Raw genomic sequence first — 2,613 nt, 5'->3', positions numbered from 1 at the left:
CGCCGGGGGAAGCGGCGGCGGACGCACCGGGGACGGTGTCCGGGAGCGCCCCGGGCCGGGACACCGAGGGCGCGGCCGGGGAGGGCACCGGCTTCCGTGCGATGGTGCGCGACGGAGTGCGGTTCGTCCGGACCACGCCGCTGATCCGGGGCCTGCTCATCGGTATGAGCGGGGCCTTCGCCGCGGGCGGCGCGGTGATCGGGGCGGCCAAGCCGTACTCGTCCAGTCTCGGCGGCGGCGACTCCGCGTTCGGCCTGCTGTTCGTGGCGGTGTTCGTGGGTGCCGCGGTCGGGCTGACCGGGGCGCCGAAGCTGGCCCGCAGACTGCCGCACGAGCGGCTGTTCGGCGTGGGCATCGTGCTGGCCGGGCTGGCGTTGCTGGTGGTGGCGCTGGCCCCGCATCTCGCGGTGGCACTGGTGGCGGTGGCGTTCGTGGGGGCGTGCGCGGGGGCCGCCTTCCTCACCGGCGTGACGATCATCGGTTCCCAGGTCGACGACGCGATCCGGGGCCGGATCAACGCGATCTACCAGTCGCTTCTCAAGATCATCATTTTCGGCACCACGTCGACGGTCCCCGGGCTGATCGGCCTGCTCCGCCCGCGCAGGGTGGAGGTGTGGGGCAACACGATCATCATCGACGGCACCCGGCCGATCCTGCTGGCGGGCGGGATCCTCGCCACCCTGGTGGGCCTGGTGGCCTACCACCAGATGGACTCCCGGCGCACCGAGCCGATCCTCGCCGACCTGCGCAACGTGCTCCGGCGTCGCCCGCGCCGCGCCACCGGGATCCTCATCGCGCTGGAGGGCACCACGGTCACCGACACCGCGACCCAGGCCGCACGCCTGCACCGTTGGCTCGAGGCGGGGCCCCGCCGGGTGGTCCTGGCCGCCGATCCCGCACTCGACGACGCGCGGCTGACCTCCCTGATGTCCGCCGCGTCGCTGTCCGGCCCCCGGGCGAAGGCGCTCGCCGCCGCCGCGGTGCGGGCCGAGATCGTGGAGCGGGACGTGCGGCCCGCCCTGGACGACGGGGCGATCGTCGTCATGGAGCGGTTCGTCGACTCCCCGCTGGCGCACCTGTCGGCCACGGCCGAGCTCGACCCGCAGGAGCTGGAGGGACTGACCGACTGGGCGACGGGCAGGCTCCGGCCGGACCTCACGGTGCTGCTCGACCACGACCCGGGTGAGGACGGGGGCGACGACACCGCCGCCCGCACCGCCGAGCATCATTGGCGTGTGCAGGAGATGCTCGCGGAGATGGCGGCGTCGGACCCGGACCGCTACGTCGTCGTGGACGCCGACGGCGACGCCGACGGCGTGGCCGACCGGGTGCGGACCTCGGTGCGCAGCGCGCTCTCCGGCCGGACCGAACTGCCCACCGGGGCGGCGGAGGCGACCGCGTCATGAGCGGACGGGTGTGGCGGGAACTGGTCGGCCAGGAGCCCGCGGTGGAGGTGCTGTCCGCCGCGGCGGCGGCCGGGACCGCCGGGGACGGCGGACCCGCGGGCGCGATGACGCACGCCTGGCTGTTCACCGGCCCGCCCGGTTCGGGCCGGTCGACGGCCGCGCGGACCTTCGCCGCGGCGTTGCAGTGCACGGTCGACGGCGGGTGCGGTGCGTGCCCGGGCTGTCGCACGGCGCTCGCGGGAACCCACGCCGACGTGTGGCTGGTGGAGCCGGAGGGACTGTCCATCTCGGTGACCGAGATGCGGTCGCTGGTGCAGGCGGCCTCGCGCAGGCCGACCACGGGCAACTGGCAGGTCGTGATCATCACCGATGCCGACCGGCTCACCGAGGGTGCGGCGAACGCGCTGCTCAAGGCCGTGGAGGAACCGCCGGAGGCCACGGTGTTCCTGCTCTGTGCGCCGTCCGACCACCCGGAGGACATCACGGTCACGATCCGCTCGCGGTGCCGGCTGGTCACGTTGCGCACGCCCCCCGCCGAGGCGATCGCCACCGTGCTGGTGGAGCGGGACGGTGTCGAGCCCCGACGGGCCGAATGGGCGGCCGCGGTCTGTGGCGGGCACATCGGCCGGGCCCGCAGGCTCGCCACCGACGAGGACGCGCGGGCGCGGCGCGAGGCGGTGCTGCGCATCCCCCTCGGGCTCGACCGGCCCGACGACGTGTTCCGCAGCGCGGACGAACTGGTCCGCACCGCCGAGGCGGACGCGAGTTCGGAGAGCAAGGCCCGGGACGAGGCCGAACAGGACGAGCTGCGGACGGCGATGGGGGCCGGGGGCACCGGGAAGGGCGTCGCGGGGGCGAAACGCGCCGCCGACGCGGCGGTGAAGCAGCTGGAGAAGAAGCAGAAGTCCCGCGCCACCCGCACCCAGCGGGACACGCTCGACCTGGCCCTCGTGGATCTCGCCGGGTTCTACCGGGACGTCCTGGTGACCGCGAGCGGGGCGGGGGCGACGTTGAACCACCCCGACCACGCCGAGGACAGCGCGCGTGCGGCGCAGCGGTGGAGCCCGGCCTCGACGCTGCGGCGGCTGGAGGCGGTGCTGGAGTGCCGCACGGCGATCGGGTGGAACGTCAAGCCGCGGATCGCGGTCGAGGCGATGGTGACCGCCCTGCGCGAGGGCTGACCCGCCCACCCGGCCCGGTCGCCCCG

At 75.2% G+C, this 2,613-nt stretch carries 2 protein-coding genes; both read left to right on the top strand.

What is annotated here, in order from left to right; translation table 11 throughout:
• Positions 1-1,406 (top strand): dTMP kinase (locus SACPADRAFT_RS26845; protein ID WP_007027211.1); only part of this gene is annotated, 1,406 nt, incomplete at its 5' end.
• Complete coding sequence (locus tag SACPADRAFT_RS0210390; protein ID WP_007027210.1) at positions 1,403-2,587, top strand: DNA polymerase III subunit delta'; 1,185 nt, start codon at positions 1,403-1,405, stop codon at positions 2,585-2,587. The genes SACPADRAFT_RS26845 and SACPADRAFT_RS0210390, both read left to right, overlap by 4 nt.
• Positions 2,588-2,613: the final 26 nt, after the last annotated feature.

It is taken from the genome of Saccharomonospora iraqiensis subsp. paurometabolica YIM 90007, assembly GCF_000231035.2.
Taxonomy (GTDB): Bacteria; Actinomycetota; Actinomycetes; order Mycobacteriales; family Pseudonocardiaceae; genus Saccharomonospora; species Saccharomonospora paurometabolica.
The sequence above is the reverse complement of the archived record's forward strand: the minus strand, read 5'-3'. Positions and strand labels throughout refer to the sequence as shown.